Below are 21,724 nucleotides of genomic sequence, written 5' to 3' on the forward strand. Positions count from 1 at the left end.
CATGAAATATCTGGTCACTGGCGCAGCGGGCTTTATTGGGTTCTATGTGTCACAACGTTTGTTGGCTGCGGGTCATTCCGTTATCGGCATTGATAATCTGAATGACTACTATGACGTCAATCTGAAACTTGCCCGCCTTGCTCAGCTGGAAAATAAAGTCGGCTTTGAATTTATTAAGCTGGATTTAGCTGATCGTGAGGGTATGGCCGCATTGTTTGCGGAACAGCGTTTTGAACGGGTTATCCATTTAGCCGCGCAGGCGGGTGTCCGATATTCAATCGAAAATCCTCTGGCTTATGCGGATGCCAACCTCATAGGATTTGTTAATGTTCTGGAAGGTTGTCGTCATAATAAAGTCGGACATTTGCTTTATGCCTCTTCCAGTTCAGTTTATGGCCTGAACAAAAAACAGCCTTTTTCAACGGATGATTCTGTGGATCATCCTGTTTCGCTGTATGCCGCAACGAAAAAGGCTAATGAATTAATGGCTCACACTTATTCACATCTTTATAAGATCCCTACGACCGGATTACGTTTCTTCACCGTATATGGCCCGTGGGGACGCCCGGACATGGCATTGTTTAAGTTCACCAAAGCAATACTTGCCGGGCAGAATATCGATGTTTATAACCATGGCGAAATGCGTCGTGATTTTACTTATATCGATGATATCGCCGAAGCCATTGTTCGTTTACAGGATGTTATTCCACAATCTGATCCGGACTGGACTGTAGAAGGTGGCTCTCCTGCCAGCAGTTCTGCACCTTATAGTGTTTATAATATTGGCAACAGCAACCCCGTGAAACTGATGACGTATATCAGTGCGCTGGAGAAGGCGTTGGGAATGGTTGCGGGTAAGAATATGCTGCCAATGCAGCCAGGCGATGTACACGAGACCAGCGCAGACACATCACCGCTGGCTAAGGCGATTGACTTCAAGCCTGAGACACCTGTAGAGCAAGGCGTACAGCGCTTTGTGGACTGGTATCGCGACTTTTATCAGGTTTGATTTTGTATTTCTTGCTAAAGGCTGCTGACGCAGCCTTTTTTTATGGAATCAGTTAAATCTTATAGATGTTTATTGAACAGGTTGTATCAATCTGTTTTATCAGTTTTGTATTTGCGGTTCGCCTGTTACAGCGTAATAAAAACAAAAAGCCCATCAGAGTGATGGGCTTTTTAGCATTAACAGTAACGTTAATCAGGGCAATTACAGCAGGAAATCGTCCAGTGATTTACCTTGCTCTTCGATTGCTTTCTTGATTACAGCTGGAGTACGACCCTGGCCAGTCCAGGTTTTGTTTTCGCCGTTCTCATCAACGTATTTGTATTTAGCCGGGCGTGCTGCACGTTTTGCTTTACCAGTCGCTTTAGTCGCAGCCATTGTCTGCAGCAATTCATTAGGATCAATACCGTCCGCAATCAGCATTTCGCGGTATTGTTGCAGTTTACGGGTGCGCTCTTCAATCTCAGCAGCTGCCTGAGAATCTTCTTCGCGACGCTCGTTCACAACAACTTCTAATTTTTCCAGCATCTCTTCCAGAGTTTCCAGAGTGCATTCTCTTGCTTGCGCACGCAGAGTACGGATGTTGTTCAGAATCTTTAATGCTTCGCTCATTATACTAGTCTCAAATTATATTGGTGGGGGGCGTTTGGCTAATAATAGAATGCTCTTCTGTATTCTGCAATAGCGAATTTGTTTGCTTGACCTTAATTTACGCATTTAAAGCAAATAATGTTTATCCGCAGAGAAATATAGCCAGGTCGCTTAGCGCTATTAATCTGGGGATGATAACCCTAATTTCAATCCTCTGTTGAGGATTGTTGATGCTTTGTGTAAGTGTTTTTTTAAGTCAGCGAGAGTTCACAAAATTAAAGGATCCGTGAAGTCATGTAATGTAAGGATATGGAAAGGCTTGAGAGATGAAGCACAAGATCAGAAAAATGATTCTTTGCCGGTAGCATTTCAATTGTCTTTTTTAATGTATAGACAAACTCTTACTCTGCAATGCAGACATATAAACTGCGCTTTCATTGCGGGTATTCTGCCGTGTCAGCAGGCCATAATTATCTCATGTCGTATAATTTTTATTGTAAGCCTCTGTGATTTCTTTACCGGGAATGAATGCCCGCCCGTGTCAGATATCAGTGCCACTCTCCGGTTGTTATAGTCTGCCAGGCATGTGATACAATACATGCCGAAAATTTATGCCATCCATTACTTTATGGGATCACTTCTTTATGGCTCAGCTTTATTTCTATTACTCGGCGATGAATGCCGGTAAGTCCACCTCGTTGCTGCAATCTTCATATAATTATCAAGAACGTGGTATGCGCACGCTGGTGTTAACAGCAGAACTCGATAACCGGTATGGTCAGGGTAAAGTCAGTTCGCGAATCGGCTTGTCGTCTCCTGCAGAGCTTTACAACACAGAGACAGAACTCTTCAATCTGGTGGCTCAGGAGAACCGCACACAGCGTTTGAGTTGCGTTCTGATTGATGAGTGCCAGTTTCTCACCAAAGCTCAGGTATCGCAGCTGACGGACGTTGTGGACGATCTGGATGTGCCTGTACTTTGCTATGGTCTGAGAACGGATTTTCGTGGAGAACTTTTTGAGGGCAGTGAATATCTGCTGGCCTGGGCGGATAAACTGGTTGAGCTTAAAACCATCTGCCATTGTGGTCGCAAAGCCAACCGCAACCTGAGACTGGATGAGAACGGTAACGCCTTACATGATGGCGCACAGGTCGTTATTGGCGGTGATGAAAGTTATGTTTCGGTCTGCCGTAAGCATTACAAAGAAGCGATGGCTGCGTTTGATGGCAGGGATGAAAGTAAGACTCTCTAAGTCATGAGCGCTGACTAAGTTCGATGAGCCAGAGTTGAATGATAAATCGCGAATTCGGACCATAAAAAAACCCGCCTTTCAGCGGGTTTTTTACTATCAGTATCTCAGCAGATTATTTTTTGCTGGTTTTCTTTTCAGCTTTTGGCGCAGGAGCAGCAACTTCTTCTGCTACGTCTTCACTGTATTCACGGCCGTAGTAAGTATCCATCAGAATCTGTTTCAATTCGGCGATCAGCGGGTAACGTGGGTTAGCACCGGTACACTGGTCATCAAACGCATCTTCAGACAGTTTATCTACTTTAGCCAGGAAGTCAGCTTCCTGAACGCCAGCTTCACGAATAGAGGTTGGGATACCCAGTTCAGCTTTGATTTCATCCAACCAGGTCAGCAGTTTCTGGATTTTCTGTGCAGTACGGTCACCAGGAGCGCCCAGACCTAAATGGTCTGCAATTTCTGCGTAACGACGACGCGCTTGCGGACGGTCATACTGACTGAAAGCCGTCTGTTTCGTTGGGTTATCGTTGGCGTTATAACGGATAACGTTTGAAATCAGCATGGCGTTAGCCAGACCGTGCGGAATGTGGAACTCTGAACCCAGTTTGTGGGCCATTGAGTGACAAACCCCAAGGAAGGCGTTAGCAAACGCGATACCCGCGATAGTCGCCGCATTGTGAACACGTTCACGGGCAACCGGGTTTTTAGCGCCATCTTTGTAGCTGGCTGGCAGGTTTTCTTTCAGCAGTTTCAGTGCCTGCAGAGCCTGACCGTCGGAGTATTCGTTCGCCAGTACAGAAACATAAGCTTCCAGTGCGTGAGTGACGGCATCCAGACCACCGAAGGCACACAGTGATTTCGGCATGTTCATGACAAGATTGGCGTCAACGATAGCCATGTCAGGTGTCAGAGCATAGTCAGCCAGTGGGTATTTCTGGCCAGTCGCATCGTCAGTAACAACGGCAAATGGTGTAACTTCTGAACCAGTACCGGAAGTGGTCGTGACGGCGATCATTTTCGCTTTTACGCCCATTTTCGGGAATTTGTAGATACGTTTACGGATATCCATAAAACGCAGCGCCAAATCTTCGAACTGAGTATTCGGGTGTTCATACAGAACCCACATAATCTTCGCAGCATCCATTGGTGAACCACCACCCAGCGCGATGATAACGTCTGGTTTGAAGGAGTTCATCTGCTCAGCACCTTTACGAACAATGCTCAGCGTCGGGTCAGCTTCAACTTCGAAGAATACTTCAGTTTCAATACCATGACCTTTCAGAACGCTGGTGATCTGATCGGCATAGCCGTTATTGAACAGGAAGCGGTCAGTTACGATGAAGGCGCGTTTTGCTCCATCAGTCGCCACTTCTTCCAGTGCGATTGGCAGTGAGCCACGACGGAAGTAGATAGATTTAGGAAGTTTATGCCACAACATGTTTTCTGCTCGCTTCGCTACAGTTTTCTTGTTGATCAAGTGTTTAGGACCGACGTTTTCAGAGATGGAGTTACCACCCCAGGAACCGCAACCCAGCGTCAGAGACGGAGCAAGTTTGAAGTTGTACAGGTCACCGATACCACCCTGTGAAGCCGGGGTGTTGATCAGAATACGTGCGGTTTTCATTTTGTTGCCAAAATAATTCACACGTTCTGGTTGGTTGTCCTGGTCTGTATACAGGCAAGAGGTATGGCCGATACCGCCCATTTCTACCAGTTTCTCTGCTTTAGCGACGGCGTCTTCGAAATTCTTAGCGCGGTACATAGCGAGGGTAGGGGACAGTTTTTCATGCGCAAACGGTTCAGATTCGTCAACAATGGTGACTTCACCGATGAGCACTTTAGTATTCGCAGGCACTTTAATGCCAGCCATTTCAGCAATTTTCACTGCTGGCTGACCTACGATAGCGGCGTTGAGGCCGCCATTTTTCAGAATGATATCTGAAACGGCTTTGAGTTCTTTACCCTGCAGCATGTAGCCGCCGTGAGAAGCGAAACGTTCACGGACTGCATTATAAGCTGAATCAACCACGATGATGGACTGCTCAGAGGCACAGATGACACCGTTATCGAAGGTTTTAGACATCAGGACGGAAGCAACAACACGTTTGATATCTGCGGTTTCATCAACAACGACTGGTGTATTACCTGCACCCACGCCGATTGCTGGTTTACCGGAGCTATAAGCTGCTTTAACCATGCCCGGACCACCTGTTGCCAGAATCAGGTTCAGATCCGGGTGGTGCATCAGTTGGTTGGAAAGCTCTACGCTTGGTTCATCAATCCAGCCAATGATATCTTTTGGCGCGCCGGCAGCGATGGCCGCTTGCAGAACGATATCCGCAGCCTTGTTCGTTGCATTCTTGGCACGTGGATGTGGAGAGAAGATAATACCGTTACGGGTTTTCAGGCTGATAAGCGCCTTGAAAATTGCAGTAGAAGTTGGGTTGGTAGTCGGGACAATACCGCAAATCAGACCAATTGGCTCAGCGATAGTGATGGTACCGAAGGTGTCATCCTGGCCCAGGATGCCACAAGTTTTTTCATCTTTGTAAGCATTGTAAATGTATTCAGAAGCGAAGTGGTTTTTGATCACTTTGTCTTCAACAATACCCATTCCGGATTCTTCAACAGCCAGTTTTGCCAGCAGAATTCGAGAATCGGCAGCAGCCAGGGCGGCGGCAGCGAAAATCTTATCGACTTGTTCTTGACTGAAGTTGGCATATTCGCGCTGTGCCTTCTTGACCCGAGCAACGAGTGCGTTTAGTTCAGCGACATTTGTTACAGCCATAATGCTCTCCTGATAAAGTTAAACTCTTTTAGTAAATAATCCGCCAAAGACTAGTATAGACCTGCTATCAGTCACCGTGAGAAACTAATTAAATCTAAGATTCTCAATGTGTTGTCTTTGTCTCTTTATTTGCTCAAAGAGCTTTCAGTTGTGAAGCACCGGGTAAAGCAGATGACGTTAAATAAATCACCTTCATCACTGGACGTTTTATCTTTCATGTAACGCTGAGTGACTATGTACTGAGATTACCTATTTGTAGGCAGCGTCAATTTGATCTGGATCACTAAATACTGATGCTGACACCTTTCAGCAACTTGATATTGAGAATGGTTATCAAATTCTCCCTTGGATAATACAGTTTTGTATCTAAAGTTATCAATAAAAAAGCTGTTTTTTAACAAAAGTTGTATTCACTGCCTTTGTTCGGAAATCTGGTGATAAAAACTATGAAACGACGTGGCGCCTTTACGGGGATTCCAGTACATTAGCGCCCATCAAAACCTTCATCTACTGGCATAGTTATGCGGAGTTCTGCGTGAGCCAATCTTTATTAGATTTTTCAGGGTATATCAAGTTTTTCGTCGGTCTGTTTGCGCTGGTCAACCCTGTGGGGATCTTGCCAGTCTTCATCAGCATGACAAGCTATCAGGCGGCAGCGGGGCGTAATAAAACCAATATGACGGCAAACCTGTCGGTTGCCATTATATTGTCGACGGCACTTTTCCTGGGCGATTCCATTTTACATCTGTTTGGTATATCGATTGATTCATTCCGAATTGCGGGTGGGATCCTGGTGGTGACTATTGCGATGTCTATGATCAGCGGGAAACTGGGCGAGGACAAACAGAACAAGCAGGAAAAATCAGAAACAGCGATACGTGAAAATGTCGGGGTGGTTCCGCTTGCGCTACCTCTGATGGCCGGACCGGGCGCAATCAGTTCAACGATTGTATGGAGTTCACGCTATCACAGTTGGCCGAATCTGCTGGGACTGACACTTGCGATTATCTTCTTTGCATTTTGTTGCTGGTTACTGTTCAGAGCGGCACCATTGCTGGTGCGATTACTGGGGCAAACCGGGATTAACGTGATTACGCGTATCATGGGGCTTTTGCTGATGTCTCTGGGTATCGAATTTATTGTGACAGGGATTAAAGCTATTTTCCCTGGCCTGCTCTAACCTGCTGGTCACTGAATTATCACGGAAACACGGGTGGGTTTTCGTGATAATTATTACCTTTCCTTATAATGCGATGCATTAATATAGTGCAGCTAATGACTTAATTAAGCGCGTTTGCACCTAAATGTGGCGTAAAGCCACGTCTCATTCTTCTTTTCGAACCAAGTCTTCATTTCTTCTAATAAACTTAGCGAATTTTTAGCTAAATACGCATCTTTACTGCCCGTTTTGACGCTAATTTATCCACATCATTCTGTAAGGCTTGTGCATGCTGTATCGAGATGTTATTAGTGTTAACACCGCAGTTAACAGGTGTTTATCCTTGAAAACATCTTAATGTTAACGGATTGTGTCAGGCGAGTTCTTATGCAATCAGTGACGTTAATTTTGCGCTAAAAATTATCGTAAAAATGCCAATAAACAATGAGTTAAGCAAGGTTTCCAAATGTTTCCTTGTGGATGGCTCATCGGGCTTGTAACCAGTAAAAGAGAATTGCGTAACAAATTTGCAAAATTTATTGGCGCCTGTATCAGGCTTCTGATAATTTTCAAATCGCCTTCAAAAATGGAATTTTGTTAAGCGGGATGCTCTGAGTGAGAACGAATCTTGCTAGAGACAGAAAGATTGAAGCCATTTTATTTGTTTTTGGAGAGTATCGTGTCGCAATGCGTACCACAAAATTATCCTCAGCCGCTTTCTGCGAAAAGAAAGCCGGGCATTGTGCTGGCGACATTACACAGTCTTTTGTTGAGTCTGCCGGTTCTGCAAAACAAACCTTCATCTCTTCTTCTCATTAATTGAATTCAGGCGCTTAACTGCGAAGGGCTTTCTATCGCCGTGAGGCGAATAAGAAAATAATATTGTTAAGGTCAGGAATAACAGTATGTGATTACCTGGTGTGACGCAGAACCTTGTTTTGTTGTGCACGGGGTAAATCAAATGGGGTGGGATCATCCTTAACGATCCCGGAAACAACATGGCGAACAACAGCCTGACGTTTCCAACGTTATTGAGTAATACATGCAGTAATAGGGGACAGCCATCTGCGGGTGGTAACTACATGGGGGCCTTTCTTGAGCAATTCGTTCCTGCTTTTGAAACCCATTGACCCAGCAAGGGTTTATCTTGCACCCGGGCGTGCAAGTTCATAATAAAAACTGGAGTTGAATAAAAATGACCAACATCACAAAAAAAAATCTGCTCGCTGCCTGCATTCTGGCTGCAGTAGGATCTGTTTCAATCAATAATGCATTCGCAGCCAACGTGCCAGCAGGCGTGACTCTGGCCGCCAAACAAGAGCTGGTGCGCAACAACGGTTCTGAAGTTCAGTCTCTCGACCCGCATAAAGTCGAAGGCGTGCCGGAATCTAACGTTATCCGTGATTTGCTGGAAGGCCTGGTAAATACCGATAGCAAAGACGGCAGCGTCATTCCTGGTGTAGCCACCAGTTGGGAAAACAAAGATTTTAAAGTCTGGACCTTCCACCTGCGCCCGGAGGCTAAATGGTCTAACGGCGACCCTGTAACAGCCGAAGATTTTGTCTATAGCTGGCAGCGTCTGGCGGATCCGAAAACTGCGTCTCCGTATGAAAGCTATCTGCAATACGGTCATATCGAAAACATTGACGACATCATCAGCGGTAAGAAAAGCCCTGATACTCTGGGTGTGAAAGCGCTTGACGACCATACCCTGCAAGTCACTCTGACCGAACCTGTTCCCTATTTCGTCAAAATGCTGTCTCACACCGCGATGAAGCCGGTAAACAAAAGTGTTGTTGAGAAATTTGGCGACAAATGGACTCAGCCAGAAAACTACGTGAGCAACGGTGCATACAAACTGAAAACCTGGACCGTTAACGAACGTATTGTTCTGGAGCGTAGCCCGACTTACTGGGATAACGCGAAAACCGTTATTAATCAGGTCACTTACCTGCCAATCTCCTCTGAAGTGACTGACGTTAACCGCTACCGTAGCGGCGAAATCGACATGACCTATAACAACATGCCGATCGAACTGTTCCAGAAACTGAAAAAAGAAATCCCGACCGAAGTCCACGTTGACCCGTACCTGTGCACTTATTACTACGAAATCAATAACCAGAAAGCACCATTCACTGATTCGCGTGTTCGTGAAGCGCTGAAACTGGGCCTGGATCGCGACATCATCGTGAACAAAGTAAAAGCGCAGGGCGATTTGCCAGCTTATGGCTATACCCCTCCTTACACTGATGGTGCAAAACTGACGCCTCCGGCCTGGTTTAAAGAGACTCAGGAACAGCGTAACGAGCAGGCTAAAAAACTGCTGGCTGAAGCGGGTTATACCCCAGCTAAACCACTGACTTTCGACCTGCTGTACAACACGTCTGATCTGCACAAAAAACTGGCTATCGCCGCTGCCGCTATCTGGAAGAAAAACCTGGGTGTTGACGTGAAACTCGTTAACCAGGAGTGGAAAACCTTCCTGGACAGCCGTCATCAGGGCAACTTCGATATCGCCCGTGCTGGCTGGTGCTCCGATTACAACGAACCTTCTTCCTTCCTGAACACCATGCTCTCTGACAGCAGCAACAACACGGCTCACTATAAGAGCCCTGCGTTTGATAAAGACATCGCGGACACGCTGACCGCGAAAACTGACGAAGAACGCGCAGCGCTGTATCAGAAAGCTGAAACCCAGCTCGATAAAGATTCTGCGATTGTGCCTGTCTATTACTACGTGAACGCGCGTCTGGTGAAACCATACGTTGGTGGTTACACCGGTAAAGATCCACAGGACAACGTCTACGTTAAAGACTTATACATCATCAAACACTAATTAATCAGTGTCAGAGCAAGGCATCCCCGAGCTGCCTTGCTCCTTCTTTATTGATGAAGGTAATGTTTTTAGTGCCGGTTTTCGGTGCTGAAGCAAAGAGCCACCACGGCGGCTATCACCCGATAGTCGTCGTGACCAAGCCAAAACTATCAAGCTGTAGTGACAGGCTTAGAAACAGGTACGGGCAATGTTAAAGTTTATTTTACGCCGCTGTCTGGAAGCGATTCCGACGCTATTCATTCTGATCACCATTTCGTTTTTTATGATGCGTCTTGCACCTGGCAGCCCTTTTACGGGTGAGCGTAATCTTCCGCCAGAAGTGATGGCGAACATTGAGGCGAAATATCACCTCAATGACCCAATGTATAAGCAATATTTCCATTATTTAGAACAACTGGCGAAAGGCGATTTTGGCCCGTCGTTCAAATATAAGGACTACACCGTTAATGATCTGGTTGCGGCTTCTTTCCCGGTTTCAGCGAAACTGGGTCTGGCGGCATTTATCATGGCGATTGTGTTTGGAGTCAGTGCGGGCGTTATCGCAGCACTCAACCAGAACACGAAATGGGATTACACGGTGATGGGCGTTGCGATGACGGGGGTGGTCATACCCAGTTTCGTGGTTGCGCCGTTACTGGTGCTGATATTTGCCATCACGCTTAAATGGTTGCCTGGCGGCGGCTGGAATGGCGGTGGTGCCAAATATATGATCCTGCCGATGGTGGCACTGTCACTGGCTTATATCGCCAGTATTGCGCGTATCACCCGCGGTTCAATGATCGAAATTCTGCATTCCAACTTCATCCGTACAGCTCGCGCCAAAGGGTTGCCGCTGCGTCGCATCATTTTGCGCCACGCGCTTAAACCTGCACTGCTGCCGGTATTGTCATACATGGGACCGGCCTTCGTTGGGATTATCACCGGTTCGATGGTCATCGAGAGCATTTTCGGATTGCCGGGCATTGGCCAGCTGTTTGTTAACGGTGCATTAAACCGTGACTACTCACTGGTCTTGAGCCTGACCATTTTAGTGGGCGCATTGACCATATTATTCAATGCGATCGTCGACGTGCTTTATGCCGTCATCGACCCGAAAATCCGTTATTAATGCCGGAGTACGTCAATGATGTTAAGTAAGAAAAATAGCGACGTCGTAGAAAACTTCAGCGAAAAACTCGAAGTTGAAGGCCGCAGTCTGTGGCAGGATGCACGACGTCGTTTTATGCACAACCGTGCCGCGGTCACCAGCCTGATCGTGCTGGCATTTATCGCGCTATTCGTGGCGTTTGCGCCGATGTTATCCCAGTTTTCCTACGATGATACCGACTGGAATATGATGTCAGCGGCGCCTGATTTTGCTTCTCACCACTATTTCGGCACTGACTCTTCAGGCCGTGATTTGCTGGTACGTGTGGCGATCGGCGGACGTATTTCCCTGATGGTCGGTGTAGCGGCAGCGTTAGTGGCCGTTATTCTCGGTACGCTTTACGGGTCGTTGTCCGGTTATCTTGGCGGTAAAATTGACTCCGCAATGATGCGTCTGCTGGAAATTCTCAACTCCTTCCCGTTCATGTTCTTCGTTATTCTGCTGGTGACCTTCTTCGGGCAAAACATCCTGCTGATATTCGTGGCGATCGGGATGGTGTCCTGGCTGGACATGGCGCGTATCGTGCGTGGACAGACTCTCAGCCTCAAGCGTAAAGAATTCATCGAAGCGGCGCTGGTGAGTGGTGTGAGCACGCGCAATATTGTCCTGCGTCACATTGTTCCCAATGTGCTGGGCGTTGTCGTGGTCTACGCATCGCTGCTGGTGCCGAGCATGATTTTGTTTGAATCCTTCCTGAGCTTCCTGGGATTGGGTACACAGGAACCACTGAGCAGTTGGGGCGCGTTGTTAAGCGATGGCGCCAACTCGATGGAAGTTTCACCTTGGTTACTGCTGTTCCCGGCAGGCTTCCTGGTTGTAACTCTGTTTTGTTTCAATTTTATCGGCGATGGCTTGCGTGATGCCCTCGACCCGAAAGATCGTTAAGGAGTGCAATCATGAGCACCATTGAACATTCCACATTTGCAGCCCCCGCCGCGGTTGACGGCAAAGTTCCGCCAATCTTACTTGATGTTCAGGATTTGCGCGTCACGTTCGAGACTCCGGACGGTGACGTTACCGCAGTGAACGATCTGAATTTCGATCTGCGTGCTGGCGAAACGCTGGGCATTGTGGGCGAATCCGGTTCTGGCAAATCACAAACCGCCTTTGCTCTGATGGGATTACTGGCCAGTAATGGCCGCATCGGCGGTTCGGCGAAATTTAATGGCCGCGAAATCCTCAATCTGCCACAACAACAGCTCAATAAGCTGCGCGCAGAACAGATTTCGATGATCTTCCAGGATCCGATGACCTCTCTCAACCCGTACATGCGCGTGGGTGAACAGTTGATGGAAGTCCTGATCCTGCATAAAAAAATGAGTAAGCGCGAAGCGTTTGAAGAATCCGTACGCATGCTGGACGCGGTGAAAATGCCGGAAGCCCGCAAGCGTATGAAAATGTTCCCACATGAATTCTCCGGTGGTATGCGCCAGCGTGTGATGATTGCAATGGCGTTGCTGTGCCGCCCTAAATTGCTGATTGCCGATGAGCCGACCACGGCGCTGGACGTGACCGTTCAGGCGCAAATCATGACATTACTGAATGAACTGAAATCAGAGTTCAACACAGCAATCATTATGATTACGCATGACCTTGGCGTGGTGGCCGGTATCTGCGACAAAGTGCTGGTGATGTACGCCGGGCGAACCATGGAATATGGCCGTGCACGCGATGTGTTTTATGAACCTTGTCATCCTTATTCCATCGGCCTGCTCAATGCGGTTCCTCGTCTTGATGCCGAAGGTGGCGCGATGATGACTATTCCGGGCAACCCGCCAAACTTGCTGCGCCTGCCAAAAGGTTGTCCGTTCCAGCCGCGCTGTCCGCATGCGATGGATATCTGCTCCTCGGCACCGCCGCTGGAGCGTTTCGGGGATGGCCGTTTGCGTGCATGCTTTAAGCCGCTGGAGGAGCTGGTATGACAGACAACACAATCATGAACAGTGCGGCAATGAACACCCACGCGCCAGAGAAAAAAGTTCTGCTCGAAGTGGCTGATCTTAAAGTCCATTTCGACATCAAAGACGGTAAACAATGGTTCTGGCAGCCCTCGAAAACCCTGAAAGCCGTCGACGGCGTGACCCTGCGTCTTTATGAAGGGGAAACGCTGGGCGTAGTGGGGGAATCTGGTTGTGGTAAATCGACCTTTGCCCGTGCGCTGATCGGGTTGGTGAAAGCCACTGACGGTCGTGTCGCATGGCTGGGCAAAGATCTGCTGAATATGTCGGACAGCGAGTGGCGCCACACGCGCAGTGATATCCAGATGATTTTCCAGGATCCGCTGGCGTCCCTGAACCCGCGTATGACCATTGGTGAAATCATTGCCGAGCCGCTGAAAACCTATAATCCGAAGATGCCTCGTCTTGAGGTGAAGGAAAAAGTGAAGGCAATGATGTTAAAGGTCGGGCTGCTGCCTAACCTGATTAACCGTTACCCGCACGAATTCTCCGGTGGTCAGTGTCAGCGTATTGGCATCGCGCGCGCACTCATCCTGGAACCGAAACTGATTATCTGTGATGAGCCAGTCTCTGCACTGGATGTGTCCATCCAGGCGCAGGTGGTTAACCTGCTTCAGCAGTTGCAGCGTGAAATGGGCTTGTCGCTGATTTTCATCGCGCACGATCTGGCGGTGGTAAAGCACATCTCTGACCGTGTTCTGGTGATGTATCTTGGTCATGCCGTCGAGCTGGGGACTTATGATGAGGTGTACAACAATCCTCAGCATCCGTATACCCGTGCCCTGATGTCTGCGGTGCCGGTTCCTGATCCGGACAAAGAGCGCAACAAAGTCATTCAGTTGCTGGAAGGGGAGTTACCTTCGCCAATTAATCCGCCGTCAGGTTGCGTGTTCCGTACCCGCTGCCCGATCGCCGGACCAGAATGTGCGATAACCCGTCCGTTGCTGGAAGGCAGCTTCCGCCACGCGGTATCCTGTCTGAAAGTCGATCCGCTCTGATAAATATTCTCAGACGGAAAGCATAAAAAAACCTGCCAATGGCAGGTTTTTCTTTTCTGTTAACCGCCCCCCTAAATCATTCGAGTTGCATGAAAGCAGCCAACACAGAGCCAGTCTGAAGGACGACGGAGAAGATTATTCTTTCCAGAGGATATGGCACAGCTTGTGATCTTTCTCGCGACACAGCAGAACACGGGCGAAAATATCATTGATAGGCTGGTCTTCAGCGTCAGCCAGGCCAATCACCACTTCAGCAAAGAAGTCCGGATTTAAGTCGAAATCCACGTGCTCAACCCAGTCTTCAGCCGGGTCATATAATTCAGCGCCGCCACGTTCTTCAAATTGCAGATTGAAGATCAGGATGTCTGCCGGATCAAGGTTATCTCCGGCCAGTTCCAGAAAGATGTCGTAGGCTTGTTCAAGCGTTTCGTCTTCGGTCAGGCGATTATTCAGGTCCATATCATTCTCGTTTACAGATGAGTGTATTCAGGCTGGTTCAGGCCGGTACTGTGTGTATTACATCATGCCCGACGTGGCTTTTACAGCAGCGGACTGAAAAAGTAGAACAATCGTTCGACGATGCGGTGCCAGAAAGGACGTTTAAGCCAGGCTTCCACATCCAGCAAATGCGAGCGGGCAATATAATCTTCCTGCACGCGGCCCAAATCATCGCCAAATCCGGCGTCATCAATGACCAGTGTTATCTCAAAATTGAGCCACAGACTGCGCATATCCAGATTCACCGTGCCGACCAGACTGAGCTGGCCGTCGACCAGAATACTTTTGGTATGCAGCAGGCCGTCTTCGAACTGGTAAATTTTGACACCGGCTTCCAGCAATTCGCCAAAGAACGCCTTACTTGCCCAGTTCACCATCATCGAATCGTTCTTCATCGGCAGAATGATACTGACATCCACTCCGCGCTGCGCCGCTGTGCAAATGGCATGCAGCAGATCGTCGCTTGGCACGAGATACGGTGTCGTCATCACCAGTTGTTCGCGTGCAGAATAGGTCGCGGTCAGCAGAGCCTGATGAATCATATCTTCAGGGAAGCCAGGGCCGGAAGCGATCACCTGAATGGTATGGCCGCTTTCCTGCTCGAACGGCATCTGGTTGAGATCCGGTTCCGGCGGTAAAATCCGTTTGCCGGTTTCAATCTCCCAGTCGCAGGAATACACGATACCCATTGTGGTGGCGACAGGGCCTTCCATGCGCGCCATCAAGTCCACCCACTGACCGACGCCAGCATCCTGTTTGAAGAAACGCGGATCGACCATATTCATGCTGCCGGTATAGGCGACATAGTTGTCGATCAGTACGACTTTACGGTGCTGACGCAGATCCATCCGGCGCAGGAACACACGGAACAGATTCACCTGCAACGCTTCAACGACTTCGATACCCGCGTTGCGCATCATGGCCGGGTAAGGGCTGCGGAAAAAGGCCACGCTGCCAGCGGAATCCAGCATCAGACGGCAATGAATGCCACGGCGAGAGGCCGCCATCAGGGATTCTGCGACCTGATCAACCAGACCGCCCGGTTGCCAGATATAAAACACCATTTCGATGTTACTGCGTGCCAGTCCGATATCACGCATCATCGCGTGCAGCACGTCATCGCTGGTGGTCAGCAGTTGCAACTGATTACCTTTTACACCGGCAATGCCCTGACGGCGCTCGCAAAGCTGGAAAAGTGAGGCGGCAATTTCACTGTTCTCAGTGGCAAAAATACGCTTACAGTCTTTGAGATCATTGAGCCAGCGGGCGGTGGAGGGCCACATGGCTTTTGCCCGTTCCGCACGGCGTTTGCCTAAGTGCAGTTCCCCAAACGAGAGATAGGCAATAATACCGACCAGCGGAATGATGTAGATGATCAGCAGCCATGCCATTGCGGACGGAACTGCCCGGCGCTTCATCAGAATGCGCAGGGTGACACCGGCAATCAGTAACCAGTAACCGAAAACCAGAAGACCGCTGATTACCGTATAAAATGTTGTCATAAAGGCGAAAAGTCCTGTTCGCAAGCCATCGGCATGAGTGTACGTGAAAGGGGAAACCTTTTAACTAACTTTATCCTGCTAATCAATCAGCTACCTCTGTAATCTGTATCAGATTAATAAAAGAGTCATCGCCCTGACATCAAGGTTAGCTGATAACGTGGAGGAAGGGGGAAAACAAGACTTGGATCACAACGTCATCGGCCTATAATGTCCCGCAGTTTTTCCGCTCAAGACACTTTCTGTAAAAGAAGCGCTTTCGTTAAAGAAGCAGCCACGGGCATTACGGGACACAAGTGAATGAAACACAGTAGAAATGAAGTCGGCCGGTGGCGGATGTTACGCCAGACCCAGCGCCGGAGAAGCCGCTGGCTGGAAGGGCAGTCAAGACGCTACCGCCATATTTACCGTATTCGTCAAATCCATCATCAGCAGCACCAGCGCCTTTCATTGTATGCCGTGAACTACGAATGGAATTCCTGATTAACGGGATTTAGGCTGAAAAAGCGCGCCACATTTTTTGCAGACCAGCGTGGCGTTTTTGCGCACTTTCGAGCTCATCTGTTCTGAAACATAACCGCATTCCGGGCAGGTGACCTTCGTGGTCGTGCTGGTTAGAAACTTCAGTCCGTCGAAGAATGACATAATGCTTACCTCATGGGTAGGGGTAAGCATTCTAACACAGAAGCGATGAATGCAATGTGACGGCATTCGGGGAATCACGCCATGAGGTGTGATGTCATGGCGCGTGAGGGGTGAAATCAGTCGAAAAGCTCTGAAAGGAAGCTCTTCTTTTTATAGGGCTTTTGGGACGGGTAATGGCCGCGGTTGTCATAATTGCCTTGCGGCCGGTGATCGTCTCGACGGTCACGTTCCTCATAGCGTGCAGTTGCAGGGCGTTCTGCGGCCTGTAATGTGGCAGATTTCTCGATGATTTTATCCAGCTCACCGCGATCCAGCCATACTCCGCGACAGTCAGGACAATAATCGATTTCAATGCCCTGACGTTCGGACATCACTAACTGACTTTCTTTGCATACCGGACATTGCATATCAGGTTCTCCGCTCGACTGTTAAAGAAAAAAGGCGCAGGTAACTGTTTGAGTAACCGGATATTTAGACAATCAACTGACGTAAGCAAAAGTAAAGTTGATTAAAGAGAAGGCGGGAAGGCACAGGGAATAGCGGGCAGCCCGAAAAACTGCCCATAAAACATCAGAATACGCGTTTGAACGGTTTGACAGTCACGGCTTTATACACGCCAGCTTTAACGTACGGATCGGCATCTGCCCACACTCTGGCGTCTTCCAGTGTTTCGAATTCGACAATCAGCACGGATCCGGTCATGCCGGCGGCGCCCGGATCTTCGCTGTCAATGGACGGGGTCGGACCTGCAATCAGTACGCGGCCTTGTTCATGCAATTTTTTCAGGCGTTCGATGTGAGCAGGGCGGGCAGCAGCGCGTTTCTCCAGCGAGTCGGAAACATCTTCAGAATAAATAACGTAAAGCATGAGTCACCTTTAATGGGGTTTTAGTGAGCGTTTTTTGGCAGCCAGAGGCTGCCTGACTATTTTACAGAATTAACATAGCTAAACCTGAAGTCCGGGGAAAGCGCTTTGCGTAGGATCAAAACAAGGGTTATTTGAGAATAGTTGTCATCTCGGTGTTGAATATGATTGCTATTTACATTTAAACTTGCGGCTTCACGGGGAAAATGAATCATTATGCCGCTAAAAAAGTTTAGATTTATCCGCAAGGTGACGGTGCCGGTTTTGCTTGCTGTTAGTTTACATGTCGCAGTCATTGCGGGCGTGTTGTATATGACGGTGGGCGAGTCAATCAAATTGCCAAGTCAGGATCAGAAGGTGATGAGTGTAACGATGGTCAATCCGGCCGACTTTGCACCCCCTCCGCCGCCGCCACAACCTGAACCGACACCGCCAGCACCTGAGCCGGAACCGGAAGTCGTGCCGGAGCCACCGCCGCCGCCTGAAGCCGTTGTGATTCCGGAGCCCCCAAAACCTAAGCCAAAACCGGTGAAAAAGCCGGTCGTTAAACCGAAGTTGAAACCCGTTGAACGTCCCGTCGAAAACCCGGCGCAAACGGTACAAACTGCCCCGGTAACCAGCAACCAGCCGGTCACTAAACCCGTGAGTCAGCCTCCGGCGTCTACCAATGCGCAGAGCAATACCGGTCCGCGGCCGCTGCAGCGTGGCGAACCTGCTTATCCGGCGCGAGCACTGGCCTTACGTATCGAAGGGCGGGTTCGTGTACAGTTTGATGTGGACAGCGATGGTCGTGTGCAAAACGTACGTGTTCTGTCAGCTGAGCCGCGCAATATGTTTGAGCGGGAAGTGAAACAGGCGATGAGCAAATGGCGCTATGAACCGAAGGCTGCCAGCAATCTCGTGGTGAACCTGGTGTTCAGGATTAAAGGTGGTTCTGCTGTCGAATAAGCCAGGACAGGTCATCACCAGTGATTTCCACGCAAAAAAAGGTCGCCATGAAGGCGACCTTTTTACTTTCAGTCTTTTACTTCCCATCATACAGAACCGGCTTAGTCCTGAGAGACACCGTCGGAATCGACGCTGAAATTACTGCGACCGTCAGGCAACTGGCGCGATTTCCCTTCATCATCTACAGCAACATACGTAAACACCGCTTCAGTGGCTCTGTAACGCTGTCCGATGGGCTCAGAAGAGACTTTCTTCACCCACACTTCCACGTTGATGGTGATCGAGCTGTTACCGGTACGAATACAGCGTGCGTAGCAGCACACCACATCCCCGACAGCCACGGGTTTAAGAAACGTCATGCCGTCAACGCGTACGGTCACTACGCGACCTTTGGCGATTTCTTTCGCCTGAATCGCCCCGCCCATATCCATCTGCGACATCAGCCATCCGCCAAAGATGTCGCCATTCGCATTGGTGTCAGCTGGCATCGCCAGCGTACGCAACACCATTTCACCATTGGGTAAGCTATGTTTTTCGTTCATACGATAGGCTTCACACAGTTCAACAATTTGAAAAAGTAAGGCCTTTCAAAGAAAGGCCCGTGCAGAAGAATGCTTATTTTTTTTCGTCATCCGGCATATGCCGGTAAATATAGACGCCACTCAACAGGGTGAATACCAGCGTCAGTGCGGTCAGGCCAAATACCTTGAAGTTAACCCAGATATTCTGCGGTAACCAAAAGGCCACATAGATATTGGCCAGTCCGCACAGCAGGAAAAAGATGGCCCAGCTGACGTTCAGTTTATTCCATACGTGATCCGGCAATGTCAGCTCTTTACCCAACATACGCTGGATTAACGGCTTTTTCAGAACCAGCTGGCTGATCAGTAATGCACCGGAGAACAGCATATAAATAACTGTCACTTTCCATTTAATGAATTCGTCATTGTGGAAAACCAGTGTCAGGGTGCCGAAAACAGCGACCATCGCGAAGGTGATTAACGTCATCTTCTCGATTTTGCGATACAGAATCCAGGTAATCACTAACGCTAACGCGGTGGCCGCAATTAACGCGCCTGATGCGACAAAAATATCGTAAAGCTTATAAACCACAAAAAAGACAATCAGGGGAAGAAAATCGAGGAGCTGCTTCATACTTCATTCCATGTTTTATGTATGGGATGACTATACCGGAATCATTTCGCGGACAAAAGAAAAGGGCGCCGGAGCGCCCCTGAAAAAGTTATGTCTATATTATGCATGTAATTTCATGTAAAGACGGAACAGATAAATCAGCATAAAGGCGCTGATCAGGTTGCTCACTGCGCCGAGGATCACTGCACCAATCATCGGATTCAGCGCACTCAGTACGCCAACAAACAGCATCAGCACCACCTGCGCCACAATCCACAGCATCACGGCCGGGGCGACCAGACGCACATTGCTGAAGGCCAGGCGGGTGCTCAGGCGCATTGCTTTGAACACGCCTGCATTCTCTTTACAGGAAATAACCGGTGACATTGACCAGGCAATCGCAATCAGGAATGCCGGAACAAACAGCAGCGCCAGACCGATACGGAACATGATGCTGTAAATAAACAGCAAAATGGCCAGACGTGGCAACACCGGCAATGACGCACTCAAAATTTGCGTAATACTGGCGCGAACGCCCTGAGAAATCAGTTGGATCAACGTCAGAACGCCGCCGACCAGAATAACGTTTCCGGCGAGCGTTGACAGCAGAGCGGCCAGGCTGTAACGGAAAATCGCGCTTTGCTGCTCCGGAGTAATCTGCTGCTCAATATATCCCATCATATCGCCGACGCTCATGCCGGTCATGTTACTCATCAGTTGCCCGATGGCCTCGACCTGCTCAGATGAAGGACTTAAAACCCAGCTTAATATGACGGTGATTAATGCGGCCAGAACCGAGAGCGCCAAAACGCTACTCATCTGATTACGCATAAAATTATAACTGTCACGGTACAACGTACTGGCCGTGATAGACATGGACGCTCCTTGGCAAAAAGCAAAAATCAATAAGGCGGGGATTGTACCCTTTAAATACCCTCCGCCGATAGTTTTGCGCTGATTTCCTGTCAGACCCGTCGATCAATCTCTGCTTAAACGCAACTGAGGTGGCTGAGATCAATCGTCGGTAAATTTACATCCAGAGGGGGCAGGCCATACTTCGCACGGGCACGATCGCAGGCGGCATTGCCGATGCCATTCAACCCTGACTGATCGAATTCGCGGCACGGTGTCGGACGGTTGAGATAAACAGAACAGGAAACCGCATGTCCCACTTCACCCTCCAGGGCAACACAGCGCGGCGTTTTACTGTTCGTGCCTTGCATGCAACTCAGAAAAGGGGTGACTTGCTCTGTCAGTGCCTGCGGAACACAGCCGCCAGCCTCTTCAGATTCAGCCCAATAAAATGAAACGCGGAAATAAGCGCAGCATGCGCCACAGGTCATACAAGGATTGTTAATTTCGCCCATCTTGGAAGTTACCGACTCCTTACGGCACCAAACCAAAACTAACTATGAGTATGCAAATTACGCAGCACCATTTTTTTTAGCAACTGAAATATCACCTGTTAACAAAACAACAAAATCTCCTCATTTTTGATGCAGATCAATTCCTTTGTTTTTATAGATTTAGATCGCTTTGCGGAAGATGCATTTTCTTACTTTTTGTTTTAAAGATGTGATCCCGCATTGATCAAACCATACCAAAGAGTAGGTATCATTCGCGCGGTTGATAACTAATCCACACAAAGGGAAGGGACAATGAAAGCAGCATATTGGGCATTAGTGGCAGCAGCGGCATTTCCGGCAGTCTCGAGCGCACATCAGGCAGGGGATGTGATTTTTCGCGTAGGGACAGCCACGGTTCGTCCGACAGAAGGCTCGGACAACGTGCTGGGTCTGGGTTCATTTAATATCAATAACAACACGCAGATGGGATTAACCCTCGGTTACATGTTCACTGACAATATCGGGATGGAGTTGCTGGCAGCCACACCGTTCCAGCACAAAGTCGGTCTGCAAAGTACCGGGACTATCGCAGAAGTGAAACAATTACCGCCGTCTCTGATGGCGCAATATTACTTTGGTGACCGTCAGGACAAATTGCGTCCGTACCTCGGAGTGGGTATCAACTACACCACATTTTATGACGCGGATTTCAACCAGACCGGGCGTGATGCCGGGCTGTCTGATTTAAGCGTCAAAGATTCCTGGGGTGTGGCAACGCAGGCTGGTCTGGATTACAACCTGGACGATAACTGGTTAATTAACATGTCTGTCTGGTGGATGGATATTGATACGGAAGTCAAATTCAAAGCTGGTGGTGAGCAGCAAAACATCAACACCCGGATCGACCCATGGGTCTTTATGTTTGGCGCCGGCTATCGTTTCTGATTTCCGGAAAGACAGTTCAAAAAAAGAGGCGCTTCGGCTAATGCCGATCGTTTAAGGATCAGTTGACCGATCCGGTGGCTCGTGTAAAAAGGGTTCATGCTCATCATGGACCCTT

General features: G+C 48.8%; 23 protein-coding genes. 12 read left to right on the top strand and 11 right to left on the bottom strand.

Translation table 11 applies throughout. The features are described 5' to 3' along the window. Position 1: 1 nt before the first annotated feature. The gene (locus HGO41_RS14200) at positions 2-1,009 is read left to right on the top strand and encodes an NAD-dependent epimerase (RefSeq protein ID WP_013575951.1); all 1,008 of its coding nucleotides are present in this window, start codon (positions 2-4) and stop codon (positions 1,007-1,009) included. 201 nt (positions 1,010-1,210) lie between these two features. Here HGO41_RS14200 and hns read toward each other — a convergent pair whose 3' ends face one another. Then, positions 1,211-1,618 carry a histone-like nucleoid-structuring protein H-NS gene (gene hns / locus HGO41_RS14205; RefSeq protein ID WP_013575950.1) on the bottom strand — a complete coding sequence of 136 codons (408 nt, stop codon included), beginning with the start codon at positions 1,616-1,618 and terminating at the stop codon, positions 1,211-1,213. Between the two features lie 623 nt (positions 1,619-2,241). Here hns and HGO41_RS14210 point away from each other — a divergent pair. Next, positions 2,242-2,850: a thymidine kinase gene (locus HGO41_RS14210; RefSeq protein ID WP_013575949.1), complete on the top strand. Its 609-nt coding sequence runs from the start codon at positions 2,242-2,244 to the stop codon at positions 2,848-2,850. 112 nt (positions 2,851-2,962) lie between these two features. Here HGO41_RS14210 and adhE read toward each other — a convergent pair whose 3' ends face one another. Next, positions 2,963-5,632 (bottom strand): bifunctional acetaldehyde-CoA/alcohol dehydrogenase, encoded by a 2,670-nt coding sequence (gene adhE, locus HGO41_RS14215; protein WP_013575948.1) that lies wholly within the window; start codon positions 5,630-5,632, stop codon positions 2,963-2,965. 535 nt (positions 5,633-6,167) lie between these two features. On the opposite strand from adhE, the gene HGO41_RS14220 reads away from it, so the two are divergent. From HGO41_RS14220 to oppF, 7 genes are all read left to right on the top strand, one after another. Then, positions 6,168-6,812 carry a YchE family NAAT transporter gene (locus HGO41_RS14220; protein WP_250981154.1) on the top strand — a complete coding sequence of 215 codons (645 nt, stop codon included), beginning with the start codon at positions 6,168-6,170 and terminating at the stop codon, positions 6,810-6,812. A 594-nt stretch (positions 6,813-7,406) separates the two neighbouring features. After that, entirely contained in the window at positions 7,407-7,610 is a 204-nt protein-coding gene (locus tag HGO41_RS14225; protein ID WP_134707123.1) for a hypothetical protein, read from the top strand. A 376-nt stretch (positions 7,611-7,986) separates the two neighbouring features. Further along, positions 7,987-9,627, top strand: a complete 1,641-nt coding sequence (gene oppA / locus HGO41_RS14230; RefSeq protein ID WP_013575946.1) for an oligopeptide ABC transporter substrate-binding protein OppA — start codon at positions 7,987-7,989, stop codon at positions 9,625-9,627. A gap of 187 nt (positions 9,628-9,814) precedes the next feature. Beyond that, on the top strand, positions 9,815-10,735 hold the full coding sequence (gene oppB / locus HGO41_RS14235; protein ID WP_013575945.1) for an oligopeptide ABC transporter permease OppB: 921 nt from the start codon (positions 9,815-9,817) through the stop codon (positions 10,733-10,735). A gap of 15 nt (positions 10,736-10,750) precedes the next feature. Beyond that, entirely contained in the window at positions 10,751-11,659 is a 909-nt protein-coding gene (gene oppC, locus HGO41_RS14240; protein ID WP_013575944.1) for an oligopeptide ABC transporter permease OppC, read from the top strand. Positions 11,660-11,670: 11 nt separating this feature from the next. Beyond that, positions 11,671-12,696: an ABC transporter ATP-binding protein gene (locus tag HGO41_RS14245; RefSeq protein WP_153376529.1), complete on the top strand. Its 1,026-nt coding sequence runs from the start codon at positions 11,671-11,673 to the stop codon at positions 12,694-12,696. 29 nt (positions 12,697-12,725) lie between these two features. Beyond that, positions 12,726-13,730: a murein tripeptide/oligopeptide ABC transporter ATP binding protein OppF gene (gene oppF, locus HGO41_RS14250; protein WP_015690069.1), complete on the top strand. Its 1,005-nt coding sequence runs from the start codon at positions 12,726-12,728 to the stop codon at positions 13,728-13,730. Between the two features lie 135 nt (positions 13,731-13,865). Here the strand turns inward: oppF and HGO41_RS14255 are convergent, their stop codons facing one another. Both HGO41_RS14255 and cls read right to left on the bottom strand, forming a co-directional pair. Beyond that, positions 13,866-14,189 carry an HI1450 family dsDNA-mimic protein gene (locus HGO41_RS14255; protein ID WP_013575941.1) on the bottom strand — a complete coding sequence of 108 codons (324 nt, stop codon included), beginning with the start codon at positions 14,187-14,189 and terminating at the stop codon, positions 13,866-13,868. An 80-nt stretch (positions 14,190-14,269) separates the two neighbouring features. Then, positions 14,270-15,730 carry a cardiolipin synthase gene (gene cls / locus HGO41_RS14260; protein WP_013575940.1) on the bottom strand — a complete coding sequence of 487 codons (1,461 nt, stop codon included), beginning with the start codon at positions 15,728-15,730 and terminating at the stop codon, positions 14,270-14,272. A 297-nt stretch (positions 15,731-16,027) separates the two neighbouring features. Here cls and HGO41_RS14265 point away from each other — a divergent pair, with 297 nt between their 5' ends. Then, complete coding sequence (locus tag HGO41_RS14265; protein ID WP_037034487.1) at positions 16,028-16,210, top strand: YciY family protein; 183 nt, start codon at positions 16,028-16,030, stop codon at positions 16,208-16,210. Here HGO41_RS14265 and HGO41_RS14270 read toward each other — a convergent pair whose 3' ends face one another. The 3 genes from HGO41_RS14270 to HGO41_RS14280 all read right to left on the bottom strand — a co-directional run bounded on the left by HGO41_RS14270 (position 16,211) and on the right by HGO41_RS14280 (position 17,239). Continuing rightward, positions 16,211-16,372, bottom strand: coding sequence for a YnfU family zinc-binding protein (locus tag HGO41_RS14270; protein ID WP_013575939.1), 162 nt, complete (start codon positions 16,370-16,372; stop codon positions 16,211-16,213). A gap of 116 nt (positions 16,373-16,488) precedes the next feature. Further along, positions 16,489-16,779 carry a TFIIB-type zinc ribbon-containing protein gene (locus tag HGO41_RS14275; RefSeq protein ID WP_013575938.1) on the bottom strand — a complete coding sequence of 97 codons (291 nt, stop codon included), beginning with the start codon at positions 16,777-16,779 and terminating at the stop codon, positions 16,489-16,491. Positions 16,780-16,942: 163 nt separating this feature from the next. Next, on the bottom strand, positions 16,943-17,239 hold the full coding sequence (locus HGO41_RS14280) for a YciI family protein (protein WP_037034485.1): 297 nt from the start codon (positions 17,237-17,239) through the stop codon (positions 16,943-16,945). A gap of 213 nt (positions 17,240-17,452) precedes the next feature. On the opposite strand from HGO41_RS14280, the gene HGO41_RS14285 reads away from it, so the two are divergent. Further along, the gene (locus tag HGO41_RS14285; protein ID WP_250981155.1) at positions 17,453-18,184 is read left to right on the top strand and encodes an energy transducer TonB; all 732 of its coding nucleotides are present in this window, start codon (positions 17,453-17,455) and stop codon (positions 18,182-18,184) included. A gap of 101 nt (positions 18,185-18,285) precedes the next feature. Here the strand turns inward: HGO41_RS14285 and yciA are convergent, their stop codons facing one another. The 4 genes from yciA to HGO41_RS14305 all read right to left on the bottom strand — a co-directional run bounded on the left by yciA (position 18,286) and on the right by HGO41_RS14305 (position 20,685). Continuing rightward, on the bottom strand, positions 18,286-18,726 hold the full coding sequence (gene yciA / locus HGO41_RS14290) for an acyl-CoA thioester hydrolase YciA (protein ID WP_013575935.1): 441 nt from the start codon (positions 18,724-18,726) through the stop codon (positions 18,286-18,288). A gap of 73 nt (positions 18,727-18,799) precedes the next feature. After that, positions 18,800-19,339, bottom strand: a complete 540-nt coding sequence (locus tag HGO41_RS14295; protein ID WP_013575934.1) for a septation protein A — start codon at positions 19,337-19,339, stop codon at positions 18,800-18,802. A gap of 99 nt (positions 19,340-19,438) precedes the next feature. Next, positions 19,439-20,194, bottom strand: a complete 756-nt coding sequence (locus HGO41_RS14300) for a YciC family protein (protein ID WP_013575933.1) — start codon at positions 20,192-20,194, stop codon at positions 19,439-19,441. A 113-nt stretch (positions 20,195-20,307) separates the two neighbouring features. After that, the gene (locus HGO41_RS14305; protein ID WP_013575932.1) at positions 20,308-20,685 is read right to left on the bottom strand and encodes a YkgJ family cysteine cluster protein; all 378 of its coding nucleotides are present in this window, start codon (positions 20,683-20,685) and stop codon (positions 20,308-20,310) included. A gap of 291 nt (positions 20,686-20,976) precedes the next feature. Here HGO41_RS14305 and ompW point away from each other — a divergent pair, with 291 nt between their 5' ends. Beyond that, positions 20,977-21,609 carry an outer membrane protein OmpW gene (gene ompW, locus HGO41_RS14310; RefSeq protein ID WP_013575931.1) on the top strand — a complete coding sequence of 211 codons (633 nt, stop codon included), beginning with the start codon at positions 20,977-20,979 and terminating at the stop codon, positions 21,607-21,609. Positions 21,610-21,724 lie beyond the last annotated feature (115 nt).

The organism is Rahnella sp. CG8 (assembly GCF_023701875.1).
Lineage (GTDB): Bacteria > Pseudomonadota > Gammaproteobacteria > Enterobacterales > Enterobacteriaceae > Rahnella > Rahnella aceris.

What these genes read in the sequence shown, in the direction of transcription:
- ompW (WP_013575931.1), top strand. Translation starts at nt 20,977, where the DNA reads ATGAAAGCAGCATATTGGGCATTAGTGGCAGCAGCGGCATTTCCGGCA.
- HGO41_RS14210 (WP_013575949.1), top strand. Translation starts at nt 2,242, where the DNA reads ATGGCTCAGCTTTATTTCTATTACTCGGCGATGAATGCCGGTAAGTCC.
- HGO41_RS14300 (WP_013575933.1), bottom strand. Translation starts at nt 20,194, where the DNA reads ATGTCTATCACGGCCAGTACGTTGTACCGTGACAGTTATAATTTTATG.
- cls (WP_013575940.1), bottom strand. Translation starts at nt 15,730, where the DNA reads ATGACAACATTTTATACGGTAATCAGCGGTCTTCTGGTTTTCGGTTAC.
- HGO41_RS14245 (WP_153376529.1), top strand. Translation starts at nt 11,671, where the DNA reads ATGAGCACCATTGAACATTCCACATTTGCAGCCCCCGCCGCGGTTGAC.
- HGO41_RS14265 (WP_037034487.1), top strand. Translation starts at nt 16,028, where the DNA reads ATGAAACACAGTAGAAATGAAGTCGGCCGGTGGCGGATGTTACGCCAG.
- adhE (WP_013575948.1), bottom strand. Translation starts at nt 5,632, where the DNA reads ATGGCTGTAACAAATGTCGCTGAACTAAACGCACTCGTTGCTCGGGTC.
- HGO41_RS14295 (WP_013575934.1), bottom strand. Translation starts at nt 19,339, where the DNA reads ATGAAGCAGCTCCTCGATTTTCTTCCCCTGATTGTCTTTTTTGTGGTT.
- oppC (WP_013575944.1), top strand. Translation starts at nt 10,751, where the DNA reads ATGATGTTAAGTAAGAAAAATAGCGACGTCGTAGAAAACTTCAGCGAA.
- HGO41_RS14275 (WP_013575938.1), bottom strand. Translation starts at nt 16,779, where the DNA reads ATGCAATGTCCGGTATGCAAAGAAAGTCAGTTAGTGATGTCCGAACGT.
- hns (WP_013575950.1), bottom strand. Translation starts at nt 1,618, where the DNA reads ATGAGCGAAGCATTAAAGATTCTGAACAACATCCGTACTCTGCGTGCG.
- HGO41_RS14305 (WP_013575932.1), bottom strand. Translation starts at nt 20,685, where the DNA reads ATGGGCGAAATTAACAATCCTTGTATGACCTGTGGCGCATGCTGCGCT.
- HGO41_RS14270 (WP_013575939.1), bottom strand. Translation starts at nt 16,372, where the DNA reads ATGTCATTCTTCGACGGACTGAAGTTTCTAACCAGCACGACCACGAAG.
- HGO41_RS14280 (WP_037034485.1), bottom strand. Translation starts at nt 17,239, where the DNA reads ATGCTTTACGTTATTTATTCTGAAGATGTTTCCGACTCGCTGGAGAAA.
- yciA (WP_013575935.1), bottom strand. Translation starts at nt 18,726, where the DNA reads ATGAACGAAAAACATAGCTTACCCAATGGTGAAATGGTGTTGCGTACG.
- oppB (WP_013575945.1), top strand. Translation starts at nt 9,815, where the DNA reads ATGTTAAAGTTTATTTTACGCCGCTGTCTGGAAGCGATTCCGACGCTA.
- oppA (WP_013575946.1), top strand. Translation starts at nt 7,987, where the DNA reads ATGACCAACATCACAAAAAAAAATCTGCTCGCTGCCTGCATTCTGGCT.
- HGO41_RS14200 (WP_013575951.1), top strand. Translation starts at nt 2, where the DNA reads ATGAAATATCTGGTCACTGGCGCAGCGGGCTTTATTGGGTTCTATGTG.
- HGO41_RS14285 (WP_250981155.1), top strand. Translation starts at nt 17,453, where the DNA reads ATGCCGCTAAAAAAGTTTAGATTTATCCGCAAGGTGACGGTGCCGGTT.
- oppF (WP_015690069.1), top strand. Translation starts at nt 12,726, where the DNA reads ATGAACACCCACGCGCCAGAGAAAAAAGTTCTGCTCGAAGTGGCTGAT.
- HGO41_RS14255 (WP_013575941.1), bottom strand. Translation starts at nt 14,189, where the DNA reads ATGGACCTGAATAATCGCCTGACCGAAGACGAAACGCTTGAACAAGCC.